This is a genomic window from Pseudoalteromonas arctica (assembly GCF_012927645.1).
Classification (GTDB): Bacteria; Pseudomonadota; Gammaproteobacteria; order Enterobacterales; family Alteromonadaceae; genus Pseudoalteromonas; species Pseudoalteromonas arctica_A.
This window is the reverse complement of record NZ_JABBMT010000016.1, coordinates 1-26584: the sequence shown is the minus strand read 5'-3', so window position 1 is coordinate 26584 and position 26584 is coordinate 1. Positions and strand designations below refer to the sequence as shown.

At 40.6% G+C, this 26584-nt stretch carries 27 protein-coding genes; 11 read left to right on the top strand and 16 right to left on the bottom strand.

Annotated elements, in window-relative coordinates:
* Positions 1-17 precede the first annotated feature (17 nt).
* Positions 18-242: a Rho-binding antiterminator gene (locus HHO47_RS11335; RefSeq protein WP_169020388.1), complete on the top strand. Its 225-nt coding sequence runs from the start codon at positions 18-20 to the stop codon at positions 240-242.
* Here the strand turns inward: HHO47_RS11335 and HHO47_RS11330 are convergent.
* Complete coding sequence (locus HHO47_RS11330) at positions 220-1191, bottom strand: zinc transporter ZntB (RefSeq protein ID WP_169020387.1); 972 nt, start codon at positions 1189-1191, stop codon at positions 220-222. The two genes, HHO47_RS11335 and HHO47_RS11330, sit on opposite strands and share 23 nt — an antisense overlap.
* 150 nt (positions 1192-1341) lie before the next feature.
* Here HHO47_RS11330 and HHO47_RS11325 point away from each other — a divergent pair, with 150 nt between their 5' ends.
* From HHO47_RS11325 to HHO47_RS11315, 3 genes are read left to right on the top strand one after another with little or no spacing between them, the layout of a single operon-like run.
* Entirely contained in the window at positions 1342-1770 is a 429-nt protein-coding gene (locus HHO47_RS11325) for an ATP-dependent zinc protease family protein (protein WP_169020386.1), read from the top strand.
* A 10-nt stretch (positions 1771-1780) separates the two neighbouring features.
* Entirely contained in the window at positions 1781-2686 is a 906-nt protein-coding gene (gene rimK, locus HHO47_RS11320; protein WP_169020385.1) for a 30S ribosomal protein S6--L-glutamate ligase, read from the top strand.
* A complete protein-coding gene (locus tag HHO47_RS11315) occupies positions 2673-3731 on the top strand; it encodes a succinylglutamate desuccinylase/aspartoacylase domain-containing protein (protein WP_169020384.1) in 1059 nt (352 codons plus the stop codon). Before rimK ends, HHO47_RS11315 begins: the two co-directional genes overlap by 14 nt.
* A gap of 72 nt (positions 3732-3803) precedes the next feature.
* On the opposite strand, the gene HHO47_RS11310 is transcribed toward HHO47_RS11315, so the two are convergent.
* The 4 genes from HHO47_RS11310 to recQ all read right to left on the bottom strand — a co-directional run bounded on the left by HHO47_RS11310 (position 3804) and on the right by recQ (position 8336).
* Positions 3804-4370, bottom strand: coding sequence for a mechanosensitive ion channel domain-containing protein (locus HHO47_RS11310; RefSeq protein WP_169020383.1), 567 nt, complete (start codon positions 4368-4370; stop codon positions 3804-3806).
* Positions 4371-4422: 52 nt separating this feature from the next.
* Positions 4423-6132: a POTRA domain-containing protein gene (locus tag HHO47_RS11305; RefSeq protein ID WP_169020382.1), complete on the bottom strand. Its 1710-nt coding sequence runs from the start codon at positions 6130-6132 to the stop codon at positions 4423-4425.
* Between the two features lie 66 nt (positions 6133-6198).
* Positions 6199-6498: a DUF3630 family protein gene (locus HHO47_RS11300; protein ID WP_169020381.1), complete on the bottom strand. Its 300-nt coding sequence runs from the start codon at positions 6496-6498 to the stop codon at positions 6199-6201.
* 14 nt (positions 6499-6512) lie between these two features.
* Positions 6513-8336 (bottom strand): DNA helicase RecQ, encoded by a 1824-nt coding sequence (gene recQ, locus HHO47_RS11295; RefSeq protein WP_169020441.1) that lies wholly within the window; start codon positions 8334-8336, stop codon positions 6513-6515.
* 226 nt (positions 8337-8562) lie between these two features.
* Here recQ and HHO47_RS11290 point away from each other — a divergent pair, with 226 nt between their 5' ends.
* Positions 8563-9018, top strand: coding sequence for a thioesterase family protein (locus HHO47_RS11290; protein ID WP_169020380.1), 456 nt, complete (start codon positions 8563-8565; stop codon positions 9016-9018).
* Positions 9019-9070: 52 nt separating this feature from the next.
* Positions 9071-9994 (top strand): EamA family transporter RarD, encoded by a 924-nt coding sequence (rarD, locus tag HHO47_RS11285; protein WP_169020379.1) that lies wholly within the window; start codon positions 9071-9073, stop codon positions 9992-9994.
* On the opposite strand, the gene HHO47_RS11280 is transcribed toward rarD, so the two are convergent.
* Positions 9991-11226 carry a diguanylate cyclase gene (locus HHO47_RS11280; RefSeq protein ID WP_169020378.1) on the bottom strand — a complete coding sequence of 412 codons (1236 nt, stop codon included), beginning with the start codon at positions 11224-11226 and terminating at the stop codon, positions 9991-9993. The genes rarD and HHO47_RS11280 overlap by 4 nt on opposite strands.
* Before the next feature lie 89 nt (positions 11227-11315).
* On the bottom strand, positions 11316-11690 hold the full coding sequence (locus HHO47_RS11275) for a DUF413 domain-containing protein (protein WP_169020377.1): 375 nt from the start codon (positions 11688-11690) through the stop codon (positions 11316-11318).
* A 91-nt stretch (positions 11691-11781) separates the two neighbouring features.
* Between HHO47_RS11275 and HHO47_RS11270 the strand changes: the two genes are divergently transcribed.
* Complete coding sequence (locus HHO47_RS11270; protein WP_169020376.1) at positions 11782-12657, top strand: LysR family transcriptional regulator; 876 nt, start codon at positions 11782-11784, stop codon at positions 12655-12657.
* Positions 12658-12816: 159 nt separating this feature from the next.
* Positions 12817-13734 (top strand): porin, encoded by a 918-nt coding sequence (locus tag HHO47_RS11265; protein ID WP_169020375.1) that lies wholly within the window; start codon positions 12817-12819, stop codon positions 13732-13734.
* Between the two features lie 50 nt (positions 13735-13784).
* Here HHO47_RS11265 and recG read toward each other — a convergent pair whose 3' ends face one another.
* Genes recG through asnC form a run of 3 tightly spaced genes read right to left on the bottom strand, consistent with a single transcriptional unit; the run spans position 13785 to position 17126 of the window.
* Positions 13785-15866, bottom strand: coding sequence for an ATP-dependent DNA helicase RecG (recG, locus tag HHO47_RS11260; protein WP_169020374.1), 2082 nt, complete (start codon positions 15864-15866; stop codon positions 13785-13787).
* Between the two features lie 60 nt (positions 15867-15926).
* On the bottom strand, positions 15927-16613 hold the full coding sequence (gene trmH / locus HHO47_RS11255) for a tRNA (guanosine(18)-2'-O)-methyltransferase TrmH (RefSeq protein WP_169020373.1): 687 nt from the start codon (positions 16611-16613) through the stop codon (positions 15927-15929).
* Between the two features lie 54 nt (positions 16614-16667).
* Positions 16668-17126 carry a transcriptional regulator AsnC gene (gene asnC / locus HHO47_RS11250; RefSeq protein ID WP_145237092.1) on the bottom strand — a complete coding sequence of 153 codons (459 nt, stop codon included), beginning with the start codon at positions 17124-17126 and terminating at the stop codon, positions 16668-16670.
* Between the two features lie 198 nt (positions 17127-17324).
* Between asnC and asnA the strand changes: the two genes are divergently transcribed.
* Positions 17325-18320 carry an aspartate--ammonia ligase gene (gene asnA, locus HHO47_RS11245; RefSeq protein WP_169020372.1) on the top strand — a complete coding sequence of 332 codons (996 nt, stop codon included), beginning with the start codon at positions 17325-17327 and terminating at the stop codon, positions 18318-18320.
* 49 nt (positions 18321-18369) lie between these two features.
* On the opposite strand, the gene HHO47_RS11240 is transcribed toward asnA, so the two are convergent.
* The 6 genes from HHO47_RS11240 to HHO47_RS11215 all read right to left on the bottom strand — a co-directional run bounded on the left by HHO47_RS11240 (position 18370) and on the right by HHO47_RS11215 (position 24755).
* Complete coding sequence (locus tag HHO47_RS11240) at positions 18370-19974, bottom strand: FapA family protein (RefSeq protein ID WP_169020371.1); 1605 nt, start codon at positions 19972-19974, stop codon at positions 18370-18372.
* 155 nt (positions 19975-20129) lie between these two features.
* Positions 20130-20522 carry a RidA family protein gene (locus HHO47_RS11235; protein ID WP_169020370.1) on the bottom strand — a complete coding sequence of 131 codons (393 nt, stop codon included), beginning with the start codon at positions 20520-20522 and terminating at the stop codon, positions 20130-20132.
* Between the two features lie 12 nt (positions 20523-20534).
* Positions 20535-22640: a bifunctional GTP diphosphokinase/guanosine-3',5'-bis pyrophosphate 3'-pyrophosphohydrolase gene (gene spoT, locus HHO47_RS11230; RefSeq protein WP_169020369.1), complete on the bottom strand. Its 2106-nt coding sequence runs from the start codon at positions 22638-22640 to the stop codon at positions 20535-20537.
* 128 nt (positions 22641-22768) lie between these two features.
* Positions 22769-23044 (bottom strand): DNA-directed RNA polymerase subunit omega, encoded by a 276-nt coding sequence (rpoZ, locus tag HHO47_RS11225; RefSeq protein WP_016709396.1) that lies wholly within the window; start codon positions 23042-23044, stop codon positions 22769-22771.
* 117 nt (positions 23045-23161) lie between these two features.
* Positions 23162-23782 carry a guanylate kinase gene (gene gmk / locus HHO47_RS11220; RefSeq protein WP_169020368.1) on the bottom strand — a complete coding sequence of 207 codons (621 nt, stop codon included), beginning with the start codon at positions 23780-23782 and terminating at the stop codon, positions 23162-23164.
* A 112-nt stretch (positions 23783-23894) separates the two neighbouring features.
* Complete coding sequence (locus HHO47_RS11215; protein WP_169020367.1) at positions 23895-24755, bottom strand: YicC/YloC family endoribonuclease; 861 nt, start codon at positions 24753-24755, stop codon at positions 23895-23897.
* A gap of 178 nt (positions 24756-24933) precedes the next feature.
* On the opposite strand from HHO47_RS11215, the gene rph reads away from it, so the two are divergent.
* Together rph and pyrE are read left to right on the top strand one after the other, a co-directional pair.
* A complete protein-coding gene (gene rph / locus HHO47_RS11210) occupies positions 24934-25647 on the top strand; it encodes a ribonuclease PH (RefSeq protein WP_145237114.1) in 714 nt (237 codons plus the stop codon).
* Positions 25648-25669: 22 nt separating this feature from the next.
* Complete coding sequence (gene pyrE, locus HHO47_RS11205; RefSeq protein WP_169020366.1) at positions 25670-26314, top strand: orotate phosphoribosyltransferase; 645 nt, start codon at positions 25670-25672, stop codon at positions 26312-26314.
* Positions 26315-26584 lie beyond the last annotated feature (270 nt).

Below are 26584 nucleotides of genomic sequence, written 5' to 3'. Positions count from 1 at the left end.
ACTAACAGCGAGCGGGTATGAGTTATCAACCAATAAAATGCGCCGACTATGATCAATATGAGTTGTTTTGTATACAATCTGCAGTTGTGAAAATCTCGACGATTGATGGTCTGACATTGATCGGTAAAGCTAAAAATTTGCTAAACCTTAAAGGGGAAGGGGAGTTTTTACTTATTGAGCAGCTTGAAAAAGGCGAGCATAAAGTTCGCCTTGATGAAATTAAAGCCATTTCTTATTTTTAAAATACACACCAATACCACCAGTTAGCACGATTAAAAATATCACAAACGCACTAAAGGCGTAGGGGCTTTCAGTACCAGGAATCCCCCCCACATTGACACCTAACAAACCCGTTAAAAAACCTAGCGGTAAAAATAAGGCTGCCACTACCGACATTACATACATACGCTGATTTAATTGTTCAGAAACCTGATTAGTAATGGTTTGTTGAATAATTTGTGCGCGTTCAATTGAGTTATCTAACTCTTCAATAAAGCGAATTAGTAGGTTTGTGGTTTCGTTTAATTTAGCTTTATCGTTTTCATCAAGCCAATTGTATTTGTTTACCATTAAAGTGCTAAGCGCCTCTTTTTGCGGGCGTAGATAACGTTTTAAACCAATAGTTTGGCGGCGTAATTGTGATAGCCCTTGGTTATCAAAGGGCTTAGTGGGTTCGTCAATTTCATCTTCAAAGCCATCAAGCGTATCGTCTAAGCTATCAATAACCCCTTGCATACGTGATGTTAGGTTTTGCGTGAGTTGACAAACCAATTCAGAAATACTGCTCGGACCGGTTTTCTCTTCAAGTGATACTAAAATATCTTGCACTGATAGTAGGTGACGTTTGCGGGTGGTGATCACGATGTTTTCGTTGATGAATAAACGAATCGACACCATGTCTTCAGGACTTTGCGCGGGGTTTAAATTTACGCCACGTAAAAATAGCATACAGCCATTCGTCACTTTTGTAATGCGAGGACGGGTTTCATCGGCCGTTAATGAGGCAAGTTCATAATCAGTCAATAAATTACTGTTTTTAAGCCAAGTAATAGCTTCAGTTTGGCTATAATCAATATGAACCCAGAGTTTTCCATGCTCAGGTTGCCAGTTATGTAGCTCTGCACTGTTATCAATTGCATGTGCGCCGCCTTGTTCATCAAGTATAAGTGCGTGTAGTAAACCATTGAACATAGTAAATTCTCATTGTTACTGTATGGTTATTATAGTTATTGATAAGACGACTTAGGTCAATCAATTCGGCTCATCGAGTTGATAAATTTATTTCACTGGTGTTTTTATCCGTGTAGCGTATAAGACAGTTTTTTATTAAAGGGCACATTTATGACGGCAAGGATAATTGTTGGTTGGCGTGAGTGGTTAAGCTTACCGGAGCTTGGCATTAATCAAATTAAGGCTAAGATTGATACGGGTGCCCGTACGTCATGTATTCATGCTCTTAATATTGAAGAATATGAGCGAGAAGGCGAAAAGTGGGTTAAATTTATTGCTCAGCCTTTGCAAGAAGATGAACACACTCAAATTGAGTGCGATGCTAAAGTAAAAAAGATGAAATATGTAACCAGCTCAAGTGGGCAGCGTGAGTTGCGGTATTTTATTGAGACTAAGCTCTGTGCTGGAGATAAAAGTTGGTCTATAGAAGTTACTTTGACCAGTCGAGCGAGTATGAAGTTTAGAATGTTATTAGGGCGCACAGCCATGGAAAATCGTATAGTCGTTGATCCGGCTTTATCTCATTTATTAGATAGTTAAGGTTTTAACTATGAAAATTGGTATTTTATCTCGTAACAAAAATTTATATTCAACGCGTCGCTTAATCGAGGCCGCACAAGCGCGTGGTCATGAAGTAAAAGTTATTGATGCGCTGCGCTGTTACATGAACATTAACTCTGAGCAACCAGAGATCCATTATCGCGGTGAAAATTTAAAAGATTTTGATACCATCATCCCGCGTATTGGTGCTTCAGTTACTTTTTATGGTTGTGCAGTACTGCGTCAGTTTGAAATGATGAATGTATTTCCTGTTAATGAATCTGTCGCAATTTCACGTTCGCGAGATAAATTACGGTCGTTACAGTTGTTATCACGTAAAGGTGTTGGTATGCCAGTTACAGGTTTTGCCAGCAAGCCCGATGACGTTAAAGACTTACTAGAAATGGTCGGCGGCGCACCTGTGGTAATTAAGTTGTTAGAAGGCACGCAAGGTATTGGCGTAGTATTAGCTGAAACACGTAAAGCGGCAGAAAGTGTTATTGAAGCCTTTATGGGCTTAAAAGCCAATATCATGGTACAAGAGTATATTAAAGAAGCTGGCGGTGCTGATATCCGCTGTTTCGTACTGGGTGACAAAGTGATTGCTGCGATGAAGCGTCAAGCACAAGATGGTGAGTTCCGCTCTAACCTGCATCGCGGTGGCAGTGCAACATTAGTACGTATTACGCCTGAAGAGCGTAAAACAGCAGTCGCTGCGGCTAAAGCAATGGGCTTGAATGTAGCTGGGGTTGACTTACTTCGTTCATCTCGTGGGCCTTTGGTAATGGAAGTGAATTCATCACCAGGTCTTGAAGGTATAGAAGTAGCAACAGGAAAAGATATTGCAGGCATGGTGATCGAATTTATCGAAAAAACCGCTGCAACTAAAAGGACCGCAACGCGTGGCAAAGGTTAAAATCAATAGTGCGTTTACTTTATTAGGTGAAACGGTGGGTGTAGGCGAGCGTAAAACGCTAGCCTTAGAAGCAGCTAAACTGTATACCCATTCACCGTTAAATATTCCGATTGAAGTAGTAAATGGAGTCCAAGCTGGACCGGTATTAATGGTCTGCGCGGCTATCCATGGTGATGAACTTAATGGCGTTGAAGTTGTGCGCCAGTTATTGTCTAAAATAGATGCAAGCCAATTACGTGGTACGCTGATAGCAGTGCCGATTGTAAACGTATTTGGTTTTATACATAAATCACGTTATTTACCTGATCGCCGTGATATGAATCGTAGCTTTCCAGGTTCTATTCGTGGCTCGCTTGCTGGGCGTATGGCGCATATGTTCTTTTCACAAGTGGCCATTCATTGTACGCATATTATTGATTTACATACTGGGGCAATACATCGCACCAATTTACCGCAAATTCGCGCAGATTTGAGTAATGAAGCAACGGCACAAATGGCGAATGCATTTGGTACGCCAGCGGTTATTGATGCGTCATTACGTAATGGCTCACTGCGAAGTGAGGCCGCGAACTTAGGTATTCCGGTGATCACATACGAAGCTGGAGAAGCGCTGCGGTTTGATCCCATTGCAATTGCGGCAGGTGTGCAGGGCGTAGATTACGTGATGCGGCATTTAAAAATGATCCGTGGCAAGCGCGCAAAAAAATTACCAGAGCCAATTATTGCCAGCTCTACCAGTTGGGTACGTGCTGAAGTCGATGGCATTGTGCGTGCGCAAGTATCATTGGGTGAGCGAGTAATAAAAGGGCAAATTTTAGCTTATATCAGTAGCCCGTTAGGTGATTCGGAGCTGGAATTATTAGCACCAAGAAGTGGTATAGTGATTGGTCAGCAAACTATGCCACTGGTTAATGAAGGTGATGCAGTGTTTCATTTAGCCTATTTTGCTCATGCAAACAGCTTAGTAGAACAACAGCTTGAGACCTTTATTGATGAAATCAGTGATATTGAGGATGAACTAAAAACGGCTGATTTAAATAATTAAGTGCGGATTGTAACTGATCAAAAAAGCCGTTTGAGGATATCCTTAAACGGCTTTTTGTTATGTGCTTTTCGTTTATTGCAGCTTTTTAGGACCAATAGCGCGTTTAACCGCAATTGCTTTAGTAGGTTTCGGCTCTTTATTTAAAACCATCACCGGGCGAGTAACAAACAGGTTATTAGGGTAAATAACTCGGTGCCCATCAATATGTTCTAATACCACATTCATCAAGCCCATCTCGACAATACGCCCCTCAACAAAGTTTGCACCGTCAATAACTCTCACCCAATAACCAACACGACAGTCATTTTGAATAAACATTAGTAAAAATGAGGTTAGATTGCTTAATAGCGACCAAGCTGCAAATAGTGCAACACCTAGCATGGCAAACAAGGATGAGCCAAGTACCAGTAAACCCCGTAATTCAATACCCCAAAAAACTAACACTAAGCACAGCATGACCAATGCGAGAATAATTTTTAGTAATAGTTCAGCGCGATATTTACGGTGAATATCGATTTTGCCCTTAATGGTTTTTTCGAGTAACTTTTTAGTCAGTTTTAATAGTACAGGAAAAAGTAATAGAGCGACCAAAGTAACAACAAGCTTATACTGGGTGTCAAGAATATCTAACAGTTCCACAATCAATCCAAATGGGGTTCAGGAGCAACTAGTTTAGCGTTTTTAGCACACTTTAAAAGGAATTTTTTACAGTGACTAGCCACTGAATTGAATCAACATCATCAGTTTTATCAAGTGGTGTGGCGATATCTAAATGGATCACAGTTCCCGCATTTGCTCTGCTTGGGGCGAGCCGTAACCCGATACCTATATTTTTTAATACTTGGCCATTTTTACCGTTATTTTGGTCATTAAACCATGCACGACCGATATCAAAAAATGCAGCTCCACCAACTTTAAAAAGCTGAAGTAGGTCGTATTCCCAATAATAGCGTTTTTCAAGATTAACTAAAAAACTACGATCGCCTTGTTGGTAGTCTAGTGGGTAGCCACGTAGGCCATTTTCGCCGCCTAAGATAAGTTGTTTATCCGGGGTTAGGTTTTTAGCATAGTCTAAGCGTATTTTAGCGTACCACGATTGTTTAAAACTGGTGTTTAAGTAGTACTGTACTTGAGTACTGGCGAGTAAGTTTTCTACTTTGCTGTGTTGTTCGTTCCAATTACCATCTAGGCTGGCATGAAAACGCCACAGGGTATTATCGCCACTAAAATGAGCTTTTTTTGCATCAAAGGAGTAAATAGCGCGGCTATCGTCATTGCTTAATTTTTCACTTGCGTAGCCTAATAAACCTTGCACATTCCAACCAAGATTTAAATCTTCAGTACGATATATACTGTCGAAATTATGCACTTTTATGTAGTGATCCTCAAACCAATGACCACTAATATATGGATAGCTTAGCTCCCGTTTTTCAGCCAATGGTGTGACGGTATTTACAGTGCTTTCAAAAGCTTGTTGTTCATGGGTATACCCGACGCTAATGCGTTGAGTCCAATTATTAGCAAGCTGTTTAGAGTGGCCAAAGTGAATGCGGTTATAATCTGTTTTCTGGATAAATTGACTGAATACTTCACCGCGTTTATAGAGCGATTCAATTCGTTGATCGGAATAGCTTAATAAGCCATAGCTGTACGGCGTATCAATAGAGTAAAAAGGGTAGCTAAGATCGAGTAAATGGCGTTTACCATCGTCGTTATCTGAGTATTCTATACGACCACGATAGCGGCTAGAAAGTATATTAGGATCATCATAAACAAACAGGTAACCATTACGTTCTGCATCGGTAGTGCGAGCAAGTGACAAGCGTTTACCCCAGCCAAATAAATTGGATTCGCGAAAACCCATGCTCGATTTATTTTCGCCACCACTGCGGCTGAAGCTAATTTCTGGTAGTAACGTCCATAAGTCGCGGGTGATCACTTTTACATTAATGTCACCGTCGCAGTTAGTTTCTGCTTTTACTCTGGCATCGTATAGATAACCTTGACGACGTAATAAACGCTCTGATTCGGCGAGTTTTTTCGGCTCATAGTGATCTCCAGATTCGAACAATAAAATGTTCTTTATGACGTCTGGCTCAGTGGTCATATGAACACGATTGGCAAAGCTAAATAATGCGTTATTTTCAGCTTCTAAATTGGTATTGAAGACATTGAGTTGCTCAAGTTCAATATGGGCAATTTTGGCATTGTTGGTTTTTTCTGGCAGTGGCTCATCGACATCAAGTTGGCGACGGAGGTTTTTTTCAGTGGGTGTAATTGTACGATGATTACTGCAACTTTGCTGCTTGTCATCAAACGATTGCGCTAAACTATAAGGTAAATAGAGCAAGGTGCTGCAACAGCTAAATAATAAAATTGCATAAGCGTTATTTACAACCATTGAAATCCTTAATTATGGGTTTTTAGCGTTTACCCACTACACACTAAGTTAATGTATAAGTCTACCTCATTGTTGCAATAGTGTAAGAAAATAGTGTGCTAAAGCTGCTAATAAATGCTCAGCTTCAATGCCTTCGCCATTAATCCAAACGCTGTTACTGTAGTGTTCAAAGTTTAAATTAAAGCTTTGCTGTGCATACGTAAAGCGGCATTGGTGGCGATCCGCTCCGGTTGCAAATTCACCCATTACTATTTCTGAGCCGTGTAAAAATAACTGTGCCCAAAGTTCAAAATCATCATCGTTGGGCATTTCGCTTGGGATAATAATAATGGCGTTATGTTGATTATCTAGTTGCAACTGAGTCATCAATTTCTCTTTATTTAAGACTGGGCTAAGTAGTTGCGTATGGCGTGTAAAAAAGGACTGCCGTACTTATTGAGTTTAGTAAAGCCAACCCCTGACACTTTAAGAAATTCACTATCATTGGTTGGCATCAGTTGCGCCATTTCTGCGAGCGTTTTATCGTTAAATACCACATATGGTGGCACATCATCGGCATCGGCAAGCTCTTTACGTAAGGCACGTAGTTTGGCAAATAGCTTTTTATCGTAATTAAACTGAGCGAGCTTGTCTTGGTATACGTGCTTAGCTTGCAGACGTGGCTCTGCCATTTGCAGCGCGTATTGACCTTTCAAAATAACGCGTGCACCTTCGGTTAAGCGCAGTGCTGATCCCTGAGTGATATCTTGACTCAGTAAGCCTTGGTGGATCAGTTGGCGTACAATACTGAGCCAGAACTCACTACTGTGCTCTTTACCAATTCCATAAGTGCTAAGCTGGTGGTGGTTGTTATCCCTAATGCGGCTTGTATTTGCTCCGCGCAGCAGCTCAACAATGTAGCCTAAACCAAACCGTTGTTCGGCGCGATACACACACGAAAGGGCTTGTTGTGCCACTAAAGTGCCATCAAAACTTTTTGGTGGATTTAGACAAATATCGCAGTTGCCGCATGGTTCGCGTTGATATTCGCTAAAGTAGTTAAGAAGTATTTGTCGGCGACATGTTTGTGCTTCTGCGAAGCTGGCCATGGCGTTAAAACGTTGCTCTTCAACACGGCGGCGTTGTTCATCTTCAATGTCTTCAAAAAATCGTCTAACACGGCCAATATCGGCCGGATCAAAATACATAATAGCTTCAGCTGCCAAGCCATCACGGCCAGCACGGCCAGTTTCTTGATAGTAAGACTCGATACTTTTGGGTATATCATAATGCAATACAAAACGGACATTGGGTTTATTAATGCCCATGCCAAAGGCAACAGTAGCCACCACAATTTGAATATCGTCACGGGCGAAACCAGTTTGCACAAATTGGCGTTGCTCGTTACTCATACCTGCATGGTAAGCCGCTGCGTTCATTCCAGCGTCAGCGATCTTTTCAGCTATTTCATCAACTCGTTTTCGGCTGGTGCAATAAATAATACCACTTTGATTTTGTTGTTCTTTTAAGTAGCGGAGTAATTGCGCCAGCGGTTTGAATTTTTCTTCAATGGTGTAACGAATATTTGGTCGATCGAAACTACCAGTGTGTATATAGGGGGCATTTAAACCAAGCTGCTGGACAATATCAAATCGCGTGGCTTTATCAGCTGTCGCTGTAAGCGCCATCATAGGCACATCTGCAAAGCGTTGTTTTAGTTCGCTCAAACGGCAGTAGTGAGGACGAAAATCATGCCCCCAATGTGAGACACAGTGAGCTTCGTCAATCGCAAATAAACTAATATTAAGGTGACTTAATCGCTCTTTAAATTCATGTTGTAGCACTTTTTCAGGCGCAACATACAGTAGCTTGAGCAAACCATTGTGTAGTTGTTGATATATTTGCTGCTGCTCGTCGCGGTTTAAACTGTTATTGATATACGCCGCTTTCACCCCAAGCGCTTGCAATTGCGAGACTTGATCTTGCATAAGGGAAATTAATGGCGAAATAACGACTGTCAGACCGTTTAAGGCAAGCGCGGGCACTTGATAGCATACTGATTTTCCACCGCCAGTTGGCAGTAATACTAGCGAATCTTGACCGTTAAGGGCTGCATTGATCACTGTTTCTTGGCCATCACGAAATTCGCTATAACCAAACACTTGTTTGAGTATAGCTGCGGGACTGCGCACTACGGTGCTTACTGTGGGATTTGGTGTATTCATCGCGGACATTTTAGAGCTTTTAGGCGACCTTGCATAGGTGCTTTTTATCGCATTTTCTTTTTAGTTGTGCTTTACTCATCTTACCAGTCATATACCCAAGCCACCTAAAGATACAGAATTCAGCGTTTCACAGGGGCTTAATATCAAGGCGTTACTTTGCAAGAATGGCCGTTCCTTTTAAGAAGTAACAACGCTGAGAGTAGGGTATAAATAGCGGATAATAATAATGAATAAAACCCAATTAATTGACCAAGTTGCTAAAGTTTTTGTAGAGCAAATGCCGTTTAACCAGTTTTTACAAATAAAAGTTAAATCACTTGATGCTGAGCAGGCGCAAATAAGCTTTCCTTGGCAGGATGTCTTTATTGGTAACCCCACTCAAAAAATTCTCCATGGTGGGGTGATCTCTGCGGTGCTTGATAATGTGGGGGGGATGCTCGCGGCGGCGGCGATGATAGATAAGCTCACAGAGCTTAATATAGTTAGTATTCAAACCAAACTAGCGACACTTGGTACTATAGATTTACGCACAGATTACTTGCGTCCTGGCAAAGGGCTAGAATTTACCGCTAGTGCTAAACTAATTCGCTCTGGTAACAAGGTATGCGTATGTCGGATGGAGCTCCATAACGAACAAGGCATTCAAATAGCTTTTGGTACGGCAACTTATTTAGTTGGCTAAAACGCAGCTGACAGGTAAACTAGTTACCTTTCATCTACATCAGAAACAATATATGCCAACTAATCCTGAACAGCGTAAAGGTGTTATCTTAGCCTGTATGGCTTTTTTTATGTGGGGCTTAGCGCCTATTTATTTTAAATTACTACAGCATATATCAGCTTTTGAAATACTGATGCATCGTGTGGTTTGGTCGGTATTATTCATCGTCATTATTGTTGCAATAATGAAGCAATGGCATAAAGTACAGCATGTACTTAAACACCCTAAACTCATTGCTATGCTGGTGATTACGGCCACCTTACTTGGTTTTAACTGGGGGCTGTTTATTTGGGCGGTTAATAATGACCATATGCTTGATGCAAGTCTTGGTTATTATATCAATCCGTTATTAAACGTATTACTAGGTATGCTGTTTTTAAGTGAAAAACTACGCAAATGGCAAGCGGTAGCGGTTGCTCTGGCGTTATGTGGTGTAGTGATCCAAGTTATTAGTTTTGGCTCATTTCCGGTGGTAGCACTTTCATTAGCAGGGTCATTTGCTGTGTATGGCTTACTTCGTAAAAAGTTACCTATCGAATCATTGCCGGGGTTACTACTAGAGGCATTAATATTATTGCCAGTTGCTTTAATGTATTGGTGGTTAATGACGCCATCAAACAGCTCTGATTTCGTAGCGAATGATTGGCATACTAATGTATTGTTGATCAGTGCAGGCGTTATTACCACACTGCCACTACTGTGCTTTACAGGTGCAGCCAAGCGATTGCAATATACTACCTTAGGGTTTTTCCAATATATTGGGCCAAGTTTAATGTTTGTATTGGCGGTGGTATTTTATGGTGAAGTATTTAGTGCTGAACGAGTCGTGACGTTTGCCTGTATTTGGGGCGCGTTGGCTATCTTCAGTTGGGATTCTTATCGACAATCGCAAAAGCGTAAGCAGATAAATGTCGCTATGCCAACAAAACCACTTTAACTCATTACACAATTACGGCCATTTTGTTTGGCATCGTACAGTTTAATATCGGCCTGTTTTAATAATTGATCAATTTGATAAACAGGCCCGTGTGCATAACCAATAGAGAGCGTAAATTGAATTTTTTCTTTGCTAAATTCAGGGCTGTTGAGTTCCACAAAGTGACGAAAATTATCCAGACGTTTCAATACTTCATCTTTATTTGTGTCATTGAAATACACAGCAAACTCTTCACCGCCTAAACGAGCTGCCAAGTCTTTTGTAAAGTATTTTGCAAAAGAAATTGCAAGCCCTCTCAGTACTTCATCACCAGCATCGTGGCCATAGGTATCATTGATTGCTTTGAAATGGTCAATATCGAGCATCGCCAAAGAGGGAGTTAACTCTTTTTTCTGCATTTTTTTTAACGATTTTTCAGCTTCTTCAAAGAAGTAGCGACGATTAGGTAGTTTAGTTAAATAGTCAGTGTTCGCTTGCAAGCGAATGGTGGCTATTTGTTCCAGCATATCAACGTTCTGACTCAAACGGCAATAAAATTCTTCGTTATTAAATGGCTTGCGTAAATAGTCGTTTGCGCCACTTTTTAAAAAACGCGCCGAAAGATGCACTGCATTAGAGCCAGAAATACCGATTATTGCTTTTTCATCATTGCTGTATAAACGACGAATTTCACCACATAATTCATCCCCATTCATGTTAGGCATTTCGTTATCTGCAATTATAACGGCTATATCGGGGGTTTGTTCAAGCACTGCAAGTGCTTCAATGCCATCACTGGCTTGTAATATTTGATATTTATGACGTTTAAGTAAGCTGCATATATGCAGTCGTGCTGATGCTGAGTCATCGACGACTAATACTTTAACGTTTTCGTTGCGCGGTAAGCGCTGTAGTTGCTTTTCTAAATAATGGTAGGCTTGCTTATTCTCTTTGGTGATATAATCAATGATCGGGTATTTTTCGACGATATCGCGGGTCTTTGCATCTATATTACCAGTCATTACTATGGTCGGAATTTGAGCTTCAATAGTGCAGGGAACGGCCTCGCCTTGTGGTGCATCAGGTAGAATAAAGTCTACTACAGCGCAAAAATAGTTATTTTTACTAATTAATTCTTTTGCTTGCGCTAATGAACCTGCTATATCAACATCATAGCCAACTGTAGTAGCAATGTGTTTTTGCACTCGCGCTATAGTTGGCGTATCTTCAATGATGAGTATTTTTCGTGTCACGTAACACCTTGTTTTTGGCACTGGCAAATTTATTTAGTCATACAAGTTGTAACCGTTAAAACACGAAAAAGCAAATAACATTATTAGTTTTATAAGCTATCAGACCCCGAATAGTAGTCTGGATTTTGTAGCCCAGGACTTGAAATTTTAGAACGCCCAAACAGCGTATGAAACTTTGCTTTACAGGTCGTTAGCTTTAGATATTTAATCCACGCACGCTCAATTGCGTTGGTTGGCTCTTGGTTGCCAGAGACAACAGCAAAAAATTGTTCTTGAATTTCATTTTGTGGTTCAAGGGTTTTATTATATAACCCTTTTAGAACAACACCGTGTTGTTCAAGGATACTGGCTTCTAGTAAAGTAAAATTACCGCTGCGGCCGAATCCGCGCGGAAAGTTTTGATCATCATAAAACTGACGTTGACTTACAAATGCTTGGCGAAGTAGTGAAATATCATTGCTCATGGCTGTTTCCTCATACCCTATTTTCAAGCTGGAGTATGGATCAAGTTGGGTAATTTATTAAACAAAAAATTTTTATCGTGAGGATAAATAATTGGATATAGATTTATTGAAAACCTTTGTTGAAGTGGTACGTACTCGTCACTTTGGTAAAGCGGCTGAAAACCTTTATATTACGCAGTCTGCGGTGAGTTTTCGAATTCGCCAATTAGAACAAGGACTAGGGGTTAATTTATTTATCCGCCAACGTAATAACATCCAATTGACTGCACCAGGCGAGCGCTTATTACCGCATGCGCAAATGATTATTACTGGTATGCAACGAGCTAAAGTCGATGTTGCTCTTGCTGATAATATGCATAAGCAAGTGAGCTTAGCAGGGACTCCCAATATTTGGGATGCTTTTTTACAGTTTGGTATCACTAATATTGTTTCTGCAATGCCAGGGGTATCGCTGGTGGCTGAAGTAAAAGCACAGCAAGAAAGTACACGATTATTATTGGAACGCACCTTAGATCTTGCGATTTTATTTGACCCACCAAAAGTAGATGAATTAGTCGTTGAGCGTATTTGCACCTTACCAATTATACCTATCAGCGCATTTGCAGGAACTGCGAATGAAAATTTTTTTGATAATCAATATGTCTATGTTGACTGGGGAACTACCTTCTCACTTTGGCATGCACGGCAATTTACTGGCCACACGCCACCATATTTTCGCACCAGCACAGGACGCATTGCACTAGATTTAATACTACAATGTGGAGGTAGTGCATTTATTCCTGAAGTTTTAGCGAAAAGCCATCTAGATAAAGGGGAGCTACATCGAGTGTCTGATGTGGAACATACTTCTCGGGATATTTTTGTCGCTTATCACCGAGATAATGAACAACAACCTTTGCTTGAGAGGTTGGTTAATTTATTACTGGAATTAACACCAACAATAAGCAGTGAATTTAGTGCTAAGTAAGCTTCATATTACAGTTTTATGTTGATTTGATATCTTTTGTTGTTCATTTTCATGAATGCTATGAGTCATAAATGTTTCCATTGTAATATTTGTGTCACTTAATGCAGGCAAAATGCAGCGAATTAAAAATTAGTCTGTTGCGTTTATTGAGGAAATAATATGAAATTTGCAAAGTCGAGCCTATTACTAGCTGTGTTAAGTGGTTTATCTTTTTCTACATTTGCTGAGGTTGATGTGTATGGTAAAGCAAATGTCTCTGTGCAATCTTCGGATGACGGTGAAGGGTCATTCAGTGAAATTAAAAGTAATGCATCACGAATCGGTTTTAAAGGCTCTGAAAACATCAGTGATGGCTTAGAAGCTATTTATAAATTCGAATTTCAAGTTAATGTTTCGGATGATTCTAAAGATACGGTTACGTCACGTAATCAATACGTTGGTTTAAAAGGTGGGTTTGGTCAACTCGTGATTGGCCGTAATGATACTGCTTTCAAACAATCACAAGGAAAGTTGGATTTATTTGATAACCTTGAAGGTGATATCAAAAATTTATTTAAAGGTGAAAACCGTCTTAGTGATACGCTAACTTATTCATCAAAGGATTTAAGTGGTTTTAAAGTGCTTGCAACTTACGTTGCTGAAAAAGAGAGTGAAGGCGATAATGGTTATTCTTTAGCACTTACTTATGGCGATGCTGGACTGAAGAAAAGCAACGTTTATGCCTCAATTGCTGCCGATAGTGAGGTTAATGGTTATGATATTGTGCGTGCTACAGTGCAAGGTAAAGTAGCTGATTTTAAATTAGGTGCAATGTACCAAAGCCAAGAAAAAGTGGATGGTAGCGATGATGCCGATGGCTATTTAGTTAATGCGGCTTACACCCTTGATAGCAATACATTTAAAGTTCAATACCAAGTAATGGATTTTGATGCGGGTGACAAAAAGTCTGCTATCTCTGCTGGTGTTGATCACTCATTGAGCAAAAACACCACGCTATTTGCCTTCTATACTAATTTTGATATGGACAGTAATGTTGATCAAGATTACTTAGGTGTTGGCATGGAATACAAGTTTTAGTCTTTAGACTGTTGAAAAAGCCTTACTTATTACAGTAAGGCTTTTTACTATCAAGCTTGTGCATACACTGATTTACCCGCAAGCCAGCGATTGATTAGTTGCTCTACTTGTTCAGGATACTGGCGGAGCATTTGTAGTGCGATAGGTCTGACTAAGTTGAGTGTGTGCTTATCTCTGGTTAAGTCAGCAATTTTAAATTCCGCTAAACCTGTTTGTTTAGTGCCGAGCACTTCACCTGGACCACGAATTTCCAAATCACGTTCAGCAATTACAAAACCGTCATTGCTATCTCTTAGAACAGCCAAGCGTTTTTGTGCAGTATGAGATAGCGGTGCGTGGTATAAAAGCACACAATGGGATGCGATTGCACCACGACCAACTCGACCACGCAACTGATGTAATTGTGCAAGGCCAAGTCGTTCAGGATTCTCAATGATGATCAAACTGGCATTTGGCACATCCACACCGACTTCAATGACCGTTGTCGCCACTAATATATGGATGTTTCCAGCTTTGAACTCGCTCATAATAGCTTGCTTTTCTGCTGCTTTCATACGGCCATGAACTAACCCTATCGTTAACTCGGGCAGTGCATGAGTTAATTGCAGTGCGCTATCTTCTGCTGCTTGGCATTGCAATGCTTCCGATTCATCAATTAAGGTGCACACCCAATATACTTGGCGGCCTTGCTCGGTACAGGCTGTTTTTACCCGAGCAATAATTTCATCACGACGTGTATCTGGCAGTGCGATGGTTTTAATTGGGGTACGTCCTGGCGGCAACTCATCAATTACGGAGGTTTCTAAATCGGCATAAGCTGTCATCGCCAGTGTACGTGGGATCGGTGTTGCTGTCATAACCAGTTGATGGGGGTAGCAATCACCAAAGCGGCCTTTTTCTCGTAGCGATAAGCGCTGGTGGACGCCAAAGCGGTGTTGTTCGTCAATAATAATAAGCACTAGGTTATTAAATGTTACTTGTTCTTGAAATAACGCATGAGTTCCAACAATCATTTGCGCTTCACCTGACGCTATTTTTTCAAGCGTTGCGCTGCGTTCTTTTCCTTTGGTTTTACCACCGAGCCATGCTGTAGTTATATCTAAAGCCGTAAACCAATTTTCGAAAGTGATGCCATGTTGTTCTGACAGAATTTCGGTGGGTGCCATTAATGCTACCTGATAGCCCTGTGCAATAGCTGTTAAGGCACTCAGTGCCGCAACCAGGGTTTTACCTGAGCCAACATCGCCTTGTACTAAGCGCATCATTGGATAAGGAGATTGCAAATCGTTTTTTATTTCAGCGACGACTTTGTTTTGCGCGTTGGTGGGAGCAAAGGGGAGCTGCGCTAAAAAATCATGCTCCAGATGATTAATAGGGTTCAGAGCAACCGCTTTTACTTGTTGTCCTTGTTGGCGTAATTTTAATAAACTCAGGTTTTGCGCCAGTAACTCTTCAAACACCAAACGTTGTTGCGCTGGGTGCAGGCCTTGCTCTAATGCGGTGATATCTACATCATTAGCGGGGCGATGTAAAAGTAGCAGTGCCTGAGTTAAGTCCATACCTGCGTGTTGGAATTGCACTGGCAATAACTCTTTTACCTGATATTTTTCAAGTAATGTAATCGCCTGATCACTTAATGCACGGATCGACAGTTGTTTTAACCCCTCCGTTGTCGAGTAAACTGGCGTTAGTGTGGTTGCGGTTGGTTGTTCGCTTGGTGTATCGCTGAGGCTGTATTCAGGGTGAGTCATTTCATAGCCGACGCGGCCACGGCGTACCTCGCCAAAACAGCGGATCACCTTGCCGCTACTTAAAGTATTCTTTTGTGCTGCAGTAAAATTAAAAAATCGCAGGGTAAGTCGTCCAGTGCCATCGCTTACTTGGCAAACGAGCATTTTACGTTTACCAAAGGTAATTTGGCTGGTATCTATGGTGGCTTCTATGCTGACATGACTATGTACAGCTAAATCACTGATAGCATAAATACGGGTGCGGTCTTCATATCGAAGCGGTAGATGAAAGAGCATATCTTGCACTGTGCTAATACCGAGTTTTTTTAGCCGCTCGGCCATCTTTGGACCAACGCCTTTGAGGTCAGTGATTGGGTAGCGACTTAAAGTTGGCTTTGACACAATACGCTCAAATCTTTCATTTTTAGATACTTTTTAGTTTACGTGCGAACAGGCTTGTCATCAAGCATGTTTTAATTTGTGCCAAAATTCATCATCAGCGATGATTTCACCAGTTTCATCGAGGGCTGGATAGGGTTGCGATTTTTCTTTGCATTTTTGTGCAATGATAGGATGGCAACCTTCAAATAGCATCTTATGCTTTATGCTCTCATCCAGCATAGTGCGATCGTATAAGCCGGCTTGCAGGCGTTGATTTTGTGCCTCAAATAAGATCAGTGCAGCAGCTACAGACACATTCAGAGACTGCGCCATGCCTTGCATTGGAATAATTATGTTTTTATCTGCGTGGGCAAGTGCTTGTGGAGAGATCCCCGTTTTTTCTTGGCCGACAATAATGGCTGTTGGTAGGGTGTAATCAATCTCACGGTAGTCAACTGCATCAGGGCATAAGTTAGTGGCGAGTATTTGTACTTGCGGATTATGCTGACGCATCATAGCCACAGCGCTGTCGATATCTTTATGTAAGTGAGTTGCGATCCAATTTTTACTACCCCCAGAGGTGTTATTGGTGAGCCATTTTTGGTTTTGTGGCCATACTGCATGAACATTATGGCAACCCACTGCATCAGCGCTGCGAACAATTGCAGACAAGTTATGGTGTTTATGCACATCTTCTAAGCACACGGTTAAATCGGTTTGACGACGATCTAGTACGTGTTTAATGCGATGATAGCGAGTGTTTTCCATTTTTAGCCTTGTCTGAACTCATAAAATTGCCACTATTATACGGGAATTACCGTTTTAAGGCATTACTGAGCGGCTAATTGGGTTTTGTAATGAAATTAAGGTTTCGGTTGACTGTATTGCTTCGATAGCTTGAATTTTATTGATCAATACATCTTGTAAATGATCAATTGAACGTGTCATTACCTTAATAAAAATACTGTAGTTACCGGTTGTGTAATAAGCCTCAACTACTTCTTCAAGCTCTTTTAAATGCAATAAGGTTTGTGGGTAGTCTCGGGCATTATTGAGGTTGATGCCAATAAAACAACATACATCGTAGCCTAACTGTTTAGCATTGACGCTAACTTGGGTGCCGGTAATGATCCCCGCTTGCTTCATTTTTTCAATCCGTACATGAATTGTACCTGCGCTAACGGCAAACCGTTTGGCTAATTCTGCATAGGCTGTGCGGGCATTATCCATTAATGCGTGGAGGATCTGTTTATCAAGATTATCGATTTGATAATTTTCCATATAAATATCATCTTTAAATTATTGAACCATCATTTTTTATACCACTAAATTAATCAAATTAATATATCAAAGGTGTTTTTGTTATTGGTTATTGAATTAAAGTGCAAAATGATTGAGGATTGCTTTAACGATATGGTTGCTTACAGTGCAATCATGCATTTATGCAAGTAACAATAACTGGGAATGAGGCCAATTATTATGAGTTCACACTTTATTCAGCAACAGCTGCAAATTAGTAAAGTTAAACAGTATTTTTCACACCAACTGGAACAACAGCTAGGGTTAATTGAAGTACAAGCGCCTATTTTGGCAAGAGTAGGCGATGGTATCCAAGATAACCTAAGTGGCACTGAAAATGCGGTTGCGGTAACAGTTAAAACTATTCCAGCGAGTCAATTTGAAGTGGTACATTCGCTTGCTAAGTGGAAGCGCAAAACGTTAGCTGAGCATGGTTTTGCAGTCGGCGAGGGGTTATACACGCATATGAAAGCATTGCGCCCAGATGAAGCGTCATTAAGTCCCATACATTCTGTTTATGTTGATCAGTGGGATTGGGAGAAAGTAATTTGTGCCAGTTCTGAGCGCTCTCTTGATAAGTTAAAAGAAACAGTACAAGCCTTGTATAAAGGCTTAAAAGCAACCGAGCAATTTGTTGCTGATGAATTTGGTATATCACCATTTCTACCTGCTGATATTACTTTTGTACACAGTGAGCAGTTACGTCAAATGTACCCTGATTTTACCGCCAAGCAGCGCGAAAAAGCGATTACACAAGAATATGGTGCGGTATTTTTGATAGGCATTGGTGGCGCATTAGCCGATGGTAAAATTCATGATGTACGCGCACCTGACTACGATGATTGGTCGACTCAGACCTGCGAGCAATACAGTGGCTTAAATGGTGATATTTTACTGTGGAACCCTGTGCTTGAAGATGCGTTGGAAATTTCATCAATGGGTATTCGCGTATCACCAGAAGCATTAGTTGCGCAGCTTGCAATTACCGGGGATGAAGCACGTTTAGAATTTGATTGGCATAAGCAACTTTTAGCTAAAAAATTACCACAAACAATCGGTGGTGGCATTGGTCAATCTCGATTAGCGATGTTGTTATTACAAAAACCTCACATCGGCCAAGTGCAAGTAAGTGTATGGCCTGAAGAGTTAAAACAGCAGGTGGTTGGTATTTTATAACGTAGACAAGAATAGAGACTATCAGCTGTTAGTCTCTATTTGCTTGTGATTAACTGGTTTTAAATTCAATCTCTATTTTTCCTTCTTGCAGTTTTACGTTACAAGGAGGGTAACTGCGATTAGTTCTTAATACTTTATCGAAAATATGAATTTCGACCCCAGAATGCAATTTTTTATTGACCGCTAAATTAGCATTATCAAGTAGTTCATATAGATTTTGTTCTAGCGTTGTGAAGCGTTTTTCTAGCTGCTCTGCTTGTTGGCAATAATGTTGCTGAGTTGCCCCAATTTTAGCGAGTAATAGTTTTTTCTTATCTAAATCTTTTACTAAATCGGCCTTTTCTAGCGTTGCTTGCAGTGTATCTAATTGTTCATCGGTTTTAGCTAATTCTTTAAGGCATTCATCGGTTTCAGTAGTAACAGATTTTCCTGAAGCAACCATGTTGATGAGCATTTTAGCGCCAGATTCATTACCAATTTCACCAGCGATAATCATTCCGGCATCCAGGATCTCGCCACCAAATAACTTCCCTTGTGGATTGTCTGTTTGGCCAATCTGTAAAAGCTGAGTCGCCTTCATTGCACAGTGGCTAGCTTGGCGCTCAATAAAAATATTATTACCTTCAAGGTAGCTATATTGAGCATGAGATAAATGAATATCACCGTTACAAATAATTTTACACGAAAGCGTTTTATCACCTAGTTGGTGGCCAATTACACCTTGTTTTATGGTGATATTACCTTGCGCTGTCAGTTCTCCGGATTCAACTGTCCCCATCACAGTTATATCGCCTTTTGCGGTTACTTTCATGCCAGGCTCTATATTGTGAGTGACAATAATGCTGCCATCAAAGTTTATATGGCCGCTTTTAACTGTGACATCCCCAATAGTAAAAATATCATCAACGCGCATGCCATTTTGAATTTCGACTGGCACGCCCGCAATGGTTGAGATTAATTCAAGAGGATTGGTTTTTGATATTTCGCTGCCCTCACCAGCAACTAACGGGCTACTTTCTCCTGCTTTGGCCGGAAGGATATCACCTTTTACAGTAAAACCTTCTTTTCCAGAGGTTGCTGGTTGCTGTCGAACTAATAGTGTACCGGGTTCAACGCTGGCTAATTTGCCAAAATCGCGCATATCAACAGTGCCATCTTCACGCAGTTTAGGGGTATGCAAACGCTCTTTTAAAGTCTTTACTTGAGGGAGTAATTTTGAGGATTTACCGTCTTCTGGTAAGCGACCTTTAGCGAGGATACCTTTAACGGTAGTGCCTGCGGGTAACTCAAATTGTTTTTGTAGCAGCTGCTCTAAAAAAGCTTGTTTGTAGCCCCGAGCAACTCCAGCTTTGATCAGCTGTTGTTTAGCTTGTGCAAGTGCTAAAACTTTACCACCTTGTGCGAGTGTAAGTTCGCCTGTGGCTAACATTTTATCATCACTGAGTGTAACAGTTAGGGTGGCGTCATGCTTACTGGCAACAACTAAACTACGTTCGCTACTAGTCTCTTTAAAAAAAGCATTGATAGCATCATAGTCTATGCGACATTCACAGAATGTTGATTTTTCTAGAGCCTCAATAACAAAAGCGGCACTAGGCGGCGAATGTTCTATAACATCGAGTAGTACATTACCGTTATGAGCAAGCTTAAACACGGATCATCCTTTTACAACACTTAAGTTAAAGGTTTTTATATAATTATATAAGGATAGAGTGCTAGATATTTGAATAACTGTCAAGAAGATCGAGGAAAAGGGAACTGATGAGTTAATACACCTAAGCATAAATGATTAGGTGTATTGCTGCAAGCTTAATTTGTTGAAGGTAATTCCATAATACCGTCAATTTCAACTTGCACGTTTTTTGGTAATGCGCGTACGCCAATCGCTGCTCGAGCAGGATAAGGAGCTTTGAAGTATTGGCTCATAACTTCATTTACCGTTGCAAAGTTAGATAGATCAGTTAAATAGATGTTAACTTTTACCAAGTCTTGGATGTTGCCGCCGGCTTCTTCACATACCGCACTAATATTTTTAAATACTTGATGTGTTTGTTCTGCGAAATCTTCAGAGATCACTTCCATCGTTGCGGGAACTAATGGAATTTGACCCGATAAGTAAACTGCTGTACCAACTTTTACTGCTTGGCTATAAGTGCCGATGGCAGCAGGTGCTTGATCCGTAGAAATAAATGCTTTATTCATGATTATCCTATGTTATTTTTTACGATAGACTTTTTGCACATCAGGCATTACGCGAATGCGGCGCATGATATTAGCAACATGGACACGGTTTTTCACGGTGATCCCTAAATCTATCACGTATAAATTACTCTCTTTTTCATCTGTGGCAATTTCCACTATGTTTGCTTGGGTTGTAGCTACTACATTGGTTAGTTTTGCGAGTGCGCCTTGGTGGTTTATGATCTCCACACGCAGTGCTGCAATATATTCTTTTTCAGGATTATCATCCCATTTTACAACCAAGTACTTGGAGCGTTCAGTTTCCCAGCCGCGAATATTTTTACATTCTTGGCGGTGTACCGTGATGCCTTTACCTTGGCTTATATGTGCGGTGATAGCATCCCCAGGTACTGGTCGACAGCATTTAGAATAGTTAACTAGCATGCCTTCAGTACCAATAATGGTCGCTTTAGCATTTTTAGCCATATCGCCTAAATCATCAGTGTCATTTTGTAATAAGCGGCGTGCGATCAACATGCTCATTAAATTACCGCAGCCAATCTCAACTAATAGCTCTAATACAGTATTGAGTTCATGTTCTGCTAATACGCGACTAATATTTTCGTCAGGCAGATCATCAAACTTAGTTTCACCTAAAGCTGAGTCGAGTAAGCGACGGCCAAGTAATAAAGCTTCTTCATGATGTTGGCTCTTCAGGTAATTGCGAATACCTAAACGTGCTTTACCGGTAACAATAAAGTTTAACCACGTTGCATTAGGGTGTGCACCTGAGCTGGTAATCACTTCAACTGTTTGGCCTGTGTCTAATGCTTTACTTAATGGGTGAGGTTTACGGTTAACGCGTGCACCCACGCAGGTATTACCAACATCGGTATGGACCGCGTATGCAAAATCAACGGCGGTTGCACCCATAGGTAGCTCAACTATACGGCCATCAGGAGTAAACACGTAAATTTCTTCTGGGAATAGCTCTGTTTTAACGTTTTCAACAAATTCAAATGATGATCCTGCACTTTGTTGTAATTCCAACAAACTTTGCATCCACTGACGTGCACGTTGTTGTGCAGTATGGCCTGCGCTATCCCCCGATTTTTTATACATCCAATGCGCAGCAACCCCTTTATCTGCCATATGGTCCATATCGTGAGTACGAATTTGGATCTCAACAGGGATGCCATGTGGACCAACTAATGAGGAATGCAATGATTGATAACCATTAGTTTTAGGTACTGCTATATAATCTTTAAAGCGCGTTTCGATTGGCTTATATAAATTATGGGCAACGCCAAGTACGCGATAGCAGGTATCCATTGAATCAACTGCAATTCTAAATGCGTAAATATCCATGACTTCATTAAATAGTAACTCTTTATTGAGCATTTTTTTATAAATACTATATAAGTGTTTTTCGCGCCCAGAAACAGTAGCTGTAATGCCAGCTTCTTCAAGACGTGATGTTAGCTCGGTTTGGATATTTGAAATGACTTCTTTACGGTTGCCACGGGCTTTGGCAACCTCTGACTTTAAAGCGCGGTGACGCATCGGGTAGAGGGCTTGAAAACCTAAATCCTCTAACTCATTTTTAATATCGTGAATGCCTAAACGATTAGCGATCGGCGCATAGATCTCTAACGTTTCGCGGGCAATACGCCTGCGTTTGTCAGGACGTAATGCCCCAAGAGTACGCATATTATGAGTACGATCAGCAAGTTTGATTAAAATAACACGAATATCTTGTGTCATTGCCATAATCATTTTTCGGTAGTTTTCAGCTTGAAATTCTTTTTTATCTTTAAAGCTGAGCTTATCAAGTTTACTTACGCCTTCAACTAATTCAGCGACTGTCTCGCCAAAAATTTCGGCTAAATCTTGTTGGCTAAAGTCGGTGTCTTCAATCACATCATGCATTAATGCAGCCATTAACGTTTCGTGATCTAAATGCATACCAGCCAGAATTTGGCTTACTTCAACAGGGTGGGTAATGTAAGGTTCGCCACTTGAGCGAGTTTGACCCTCATGGGCCTCTCGGGCTACCACATAGGCTTTTTGTACCAGCTCTACATCAGCAGCAGGTAAGTATTCTGATATTTTCTTTTTTAGACCTTCAAAAAGATACATTCACACTCCAATGTTCTCGTGAAGCAAATAGGTAACGGTATGTTAAGAATATACGATGAAAAGAAGGGATTGCCAACGGCTAGAGTAGAAATACTACGCCGTTGGCTAAATCAGACAAGGATGTCAGATTATTGATTGCCGCCTACAATTGCTGCAACTGCAGCCATTTCAGCTGCTTCTTGGTGTTGTTGCTCTTCACGATCAATAAGATCCATTGATGAGCTATCTACTAAACCAAGTTCAATTTCACGTAAAGCAACAACTGTTGGTTTATCGTTTTCAGGATCAACGAATGGTTTTTTACCACCAACTGCGATTTGACGGGCACGACGAGCCGCAACTAAAATTAAGTCAAAACGATTACCAATTGCATCTACTGCATCTTCAACAGTTACGCGAGCCATCTTAGCACTCCAAATAAATTTTTAAGCAAAGACGTAGTTTACTGCACCGAGTCAGATTCGCCAATAGCTTGTGGTTAATTTAAACAAATAAAATACTTACTGAACCCAAATTAGGATTTAACGCAGTAAGTCTACGAGTAAATCTTGATGGCGAATAGCTTGGCTATGTAACGATAAGCGTTTTGCCAATACGATCGTCTCAATTTCCTTCAACGCAGTTGCAAAATCATCGTTAACCACGAGATAGTCATATTCATTGTAATGAGATGTTTCAGATTGTGCTTTTGCCATACGACCAGCAATGATTTCTTGTGAATCTTGACCGCGATTATTTAAGCGTGCTTCAAGCTCAACTTTTGACGGTGGGAGGATAAAAATGGTTTCAACATCAGCGACCAAGTCACGAACTTGACGTGCGCCTTGCCAATCAATATCTAAAAATACATCAATACCGGCTGCAAGCTGCTCTTCAATAGCTTGCTTTGATGTACCGTAGTAATTATCGAATACTTGCGCCCATTCAAAAAAATCATTTTTTTCAATTAATGATTTGAATTCATCAACATTTACAAAATGGTAATGTACGCCATTTGCTTCACCCGGACGAGGCGAGCGAGTAGTGTGCGAAACAGATACTTTCATATCACTGTGCTTTGCTAGCAATGCATTGATTAAGCTTGATTTACCTGCACCAGATGGTGCCGATAATATAAATAAGTTTCCGCGAATTTGCGTCATGGTTTTGTTCTCTACTAAAAATAAATAGGCTTGAGTTACGAGTAACTCAAGCCTTAGATAACACCATTATACTTTAATAACTAAACACTGCTCAAGTTGAGCAAAGAAACACTTATTCTATATTCTGGATCTGCTCACGCATTTGTTCAATCAATACTTTAAGCTCTACCGCTGCATTGGTAATGTCGCTATTGATTGATTTAGAGGCGAGGGTATTTGCTTCGCGGTTAAATTCTTGCATCATAAAGTCTAAACGACGGCCACATGCGCCGCCTTTTTTAAGGATTTTTTTAGTTTCTTTAATGTGTGATTTTAAGCGGTCTAGTTCTTCAGCTACATCTTGTTTTTGCGCAAGGTAGATAAGCTCTTGCTCAAGGCGTGATTCGTCAATATTAGTAGTTAAATCTGCTAATTTTTGAGCGAGTTTTTCACGTTGCCATTTAGCTATTTCCGGCATGTGAGTTTCAACAATCGCTACTTGTTCTAAAATAGCATCAAGACGAGTGGCTATCATTTCTTCAAGATTAGCGCCTTCATCACCACGTGCAGATTTAAAATCTTCAATCACTTGATCAAAACCAGCAATGAGTGTGGTGTTAACTCTGTCCATATCTAGTTCTTCAGCTTCCATAACACCAGGCCAGCGTAAGATATCAACAGGGTTAATATCACCATTACTTTGTTGTTGCACCCATTTAGCACTATTAATAAGTTGCGCTGCTAATGCTTCATTGATCGAAAGCTCACCAACATGGGCAGGATTTGCAACAAACTTTAAAAATACTTCGACCTTACCGCGTTGTAAGTGTTTCCGTAAGCGTTCACGAATAACCGGCTCCATGCCACGAAATTGCTCAGGTGCGCGGATAAAGGTTTCAAGGTAACGTTGGTTTACTGAACGAACTTCCCAGGTGCCAGTGCCCCAATCGCCTTTTATTTCGCGACGCGCGTAAGCAGTCATACTGTGGATCATGGATGGTTTCCTAGTTTTATTAAACAATTTTAAAAGTGATTATACCGTAACACTGGTTAAGCTCTAGCGGAAATTTTTGTTGCTGCGAATTTTACAATTTGCTTTTGTTTAAATCAGCATGGCATCTACAGCTATATATACATATAATGTGGGAAATTCTGAATTAAGGGGATCGTGAATGCGTCCAAGTGAAAGAACACCTAACCAAATTAGACCGGTTACATTTACACGTAATTACACTTTGCATGCTGAAGGCTCAGTGTTGGTTGAATTTGGAAACACTAAAGTACTTTGTACAGCCACTGTTGAATCAGGTGTACCGCGTTTTATGAAAGGCCAAGGTAAAGGCTGGATCACAGCTGAGTACGGTATGCTACCGCGCTCTACCCATACCCGAAATGGCCGTGAAGCGGCGCGAGGCAAGCAAAGCGGTCGTACTATGGAAATTCAACGTTTAATTGCACGCGCACTACGTGCCGCAGTTGATTTAAAAGCGCTAGGTGAGAACACGATTACAATCGATTGTGATGTGATTCAAGCTGATGGCGGAACTCGTACTGCATCAATCAGTGGTGCTTGTGTTGCTCTAGTCGATGCGCTTACCCATATGCGTAGTAAAGGTATGATTAACTCAAACCCACTTAAATTTATGATCGCTGCAATCTCGGTTGGTATCTATAAAGGTCAAGCTATTAGCGATTTAGAATACTTAGAAGATTCTGACGCTGAAACAGATATGAACGTAATATTGACCGAAACAGGTAAAATTATTGAAGTGCAAGGGACTGCCGAGGGCGAACCGTTTTCGTTTGATGAGCTTGATGAGCTGCTAACTTTAGCTAAACATTCAATTCGCGAAATCATTGACGTTCAGAAGCAAGCACTCGCTTAATAAAGTAATAGGTTTAATAGTAATGAAAGATTATCAAATAGAGTTTATTGAATTTGCCCTTGAAAAGCAGGTGCTTAAATTTGGCGAGTTTACTTTAAAATCAGGCCGTACTAGCCCTTACTTTTTTAATGCGGGTTTATTTAACACCGGGCGTGACCTTGCTCGTCTTGGTCGTTTTTATGCTGCGGCCCTTGAAGACGCGGGTATTGACTACGATGTTTTATTTGGTCCTGCTTATAAAGGTATTCCAATTGCAACAACGACTGCTGTTGCACTTGCAGATCATCACAATAAAGATGTGCCTTACTGCTTTAACCGTAAAGAGAAGAAAGCACATGGTGAAGGCGGCACATTAGTAGGCTCTGAGCTAAAAGGCAAAATCATGTTGGTAGATGACGTGATCACTGCTGGCACAGCAATTCGTGAGTCTATGGAAATTATTGCAGAAAATGGTGCGGATCTAAGTGGTGTATTGATAGCTCTTGATCGTCAAGAAAAAGGCAAAGCCGAACTGTCTGCAATTCAAGAAGTAGAACGTGACTTTGGAACTAAAGTAATTTCAATAGTAAAACTTGCCGATCTTATTCGTTACCTTGAAAGCAAAGGTACAATGGGTGAACATTTAGAGGCAGTTAAAGCTTATCGTGAGCAATACGGCATAACTTAATTAAACTTTGTTCAATCGTTATTTAATAAAAGCCCAGTGATTTTCACTGGGTTTTTTAGATTAAATTACTTAATAAAGTTATTAAAACGTAAAATAAGTATGTATTTTGTAGTGTTTGGCATGAATAGTGAACGAACAGCATGTTATTTCAAGTTTTCTTAAAAAAACGCTTGCGTTAAAATCTGTTCTCCCTATAATGCGACCCCACTGAGACGGCAGAGCGCAACGCATAGCGAGGCACGAGCTACTCAGTGAGTCGAGTAAAACTTA

What these genes read in the sequence shown, in the direction of transcription:
- HHO47_RS11335 (WP_169020388.1), top strand. Translation starts at nt 18, where the DNA reads ATGAGTTATCAACCAATAAAATGCGCCGACTATGATCAATATGAGTTG.
- HHO47_RS11330 (WP_169020387.1), bottom strand. Translation starts at nt 1,191, where the DNA reads ATGTTCAATGGTTTACTACACGCACTTATACTTGATGAACAAGGCGGC.
- HHO47_RS11325 (WP_169020386.1), top strand. Translation starts at nt 1,342, where the DNA reads ATGACGGCAAGGATAATTGTTGGTTGGCGTGAGTGGTTAAGCTTACCG.
- rimK (WP_169020385.1), top strand. Translation starts at nt 1,781, where the DNA reads ATGAAAATTGGTATTTTATCTCGTAACAAAAATTTATATTCAACGCGT.
- HHO47_RS11305 (WP_169020382.1), bottom strand. Translation starts at nt 6,132, where the DNA reads ATGGTTGTAAATAACGCTTATGCAATTTTATTATTTAGCTGTTGCAGC.
- HHO47_RS11300 (WP_169020381.1), bottom strand. Translation starts at nt 6,498, where the DNA reads ATGACTCAGTTGCAACTAGATAATCAACATAACGCCATTATTATTATC.
- recQ (WP_169020441.1), bottom strand. Translation starts at nt 8,336, where the DNA reads ATGAATACACCAAATCCCACAGTAAGCACCGTAGTGCGCAGTCCCGCA.
- HHO47_RS11290 (WP_169020380.1), top strand. Translation starts at nt 8,563, where the DNA reads ATGAATAAAACCCAATTAATTGACCAAGTTGCTAAAGTTTTTGTAGAG.
- rarD (WP_169020379.1), top strand. Translation starts at nt 9,071, where the DNA reads ATGCCAACTAATCCTGAACAGCGTAAAGGTGTTATCTTAGCCTGTATG.
- HHO47_RS11275 (WP_169020377.1), bottom strand. Translation starts at nt 11,690, where the DNA reads ATGAGCAATGATATTTCACTACTTCGCCAAGCATTTGTAAGTCAACGT.
- HHO47_RS11265 (WP_169020375.1), top strand. Translation starts at nt 12,817, where the DNA reads ATGAAATTTGCAAAGTCGAGCCTATTACTAGCTGTGTTAAGTGGTTTA.
- trmH (WP_169020373.1), bottom strand. Translation starts at nt 16,613, where the DNA reads ATGGAAAACACTCGCTATCATCGCATTAAACACGTACTAGATCGTCGT.
- asnC (WP_145237092.1), bottom strand. Translation starts at nt 17,126, where the DNA reads ATGGAAAATTATCAAATCGATAATCTTGATAAACAGATCCTCCACGCA.
- asnA (WP_169020372.1), top strand. Translation starts at nt 17,325, where the DNA reads ATGAGTTCACACTTTATTCAGCAACAGCTGCAAATTAGTAAAGTTAAA.
- HHO47_RS11235 (WP_169020370.1), bottom strand. Translation starts at nt 20,522, where the DNA reads ATGAATAAAGCATTTATTTCTACGGATCAAGCACCTGCTGCCATCGGC.
- spoT (WP_169020369.1), bottom strand. Translation starts at nt 22,640, where the DNA reads ATGTATCTTTTTGAAGGTCTAAAAAAGAAAATATCAGAATACTTACCT.
- rpoZ (WP_016709396.1), bottom strand. Translation starts at nt 23,044, where the DNA reads ATGGCTCGCGTAACTGTTGAAGATGCAGTAGATGCAATTGGTAATCGT.
- gmk (WP_169020368.1), bottom strand. Translation starts at nt 23,782, where the DNA reads ATGACGCAAATTCGCGGAAACTTATTTATATTATCGGCACCATCTGGT.
- HHO47_RS11215 (WP_169020367.1), bottom strand. Translation starts at nt 24,755, where the DNA reads ATGATCCACAGTATGACTGCTTACGCGCGTCGCGAAATAAAAGGCGAT.
- rph (WP_145237114.1), top strand. Translation starts at nt 24,934, where the DNA reads ATGCGTCCAAGTGAAAGAACACCTAACCAAATTAGACCGGTTACATTT.
- pyrE (WP_169020366.1), top strand. Translation starts at nt 25,670, where the DNA reads ATGAAAGATTATCAAATAGAGTTTATTGAATTTGCCCTTGAAAAGCAG.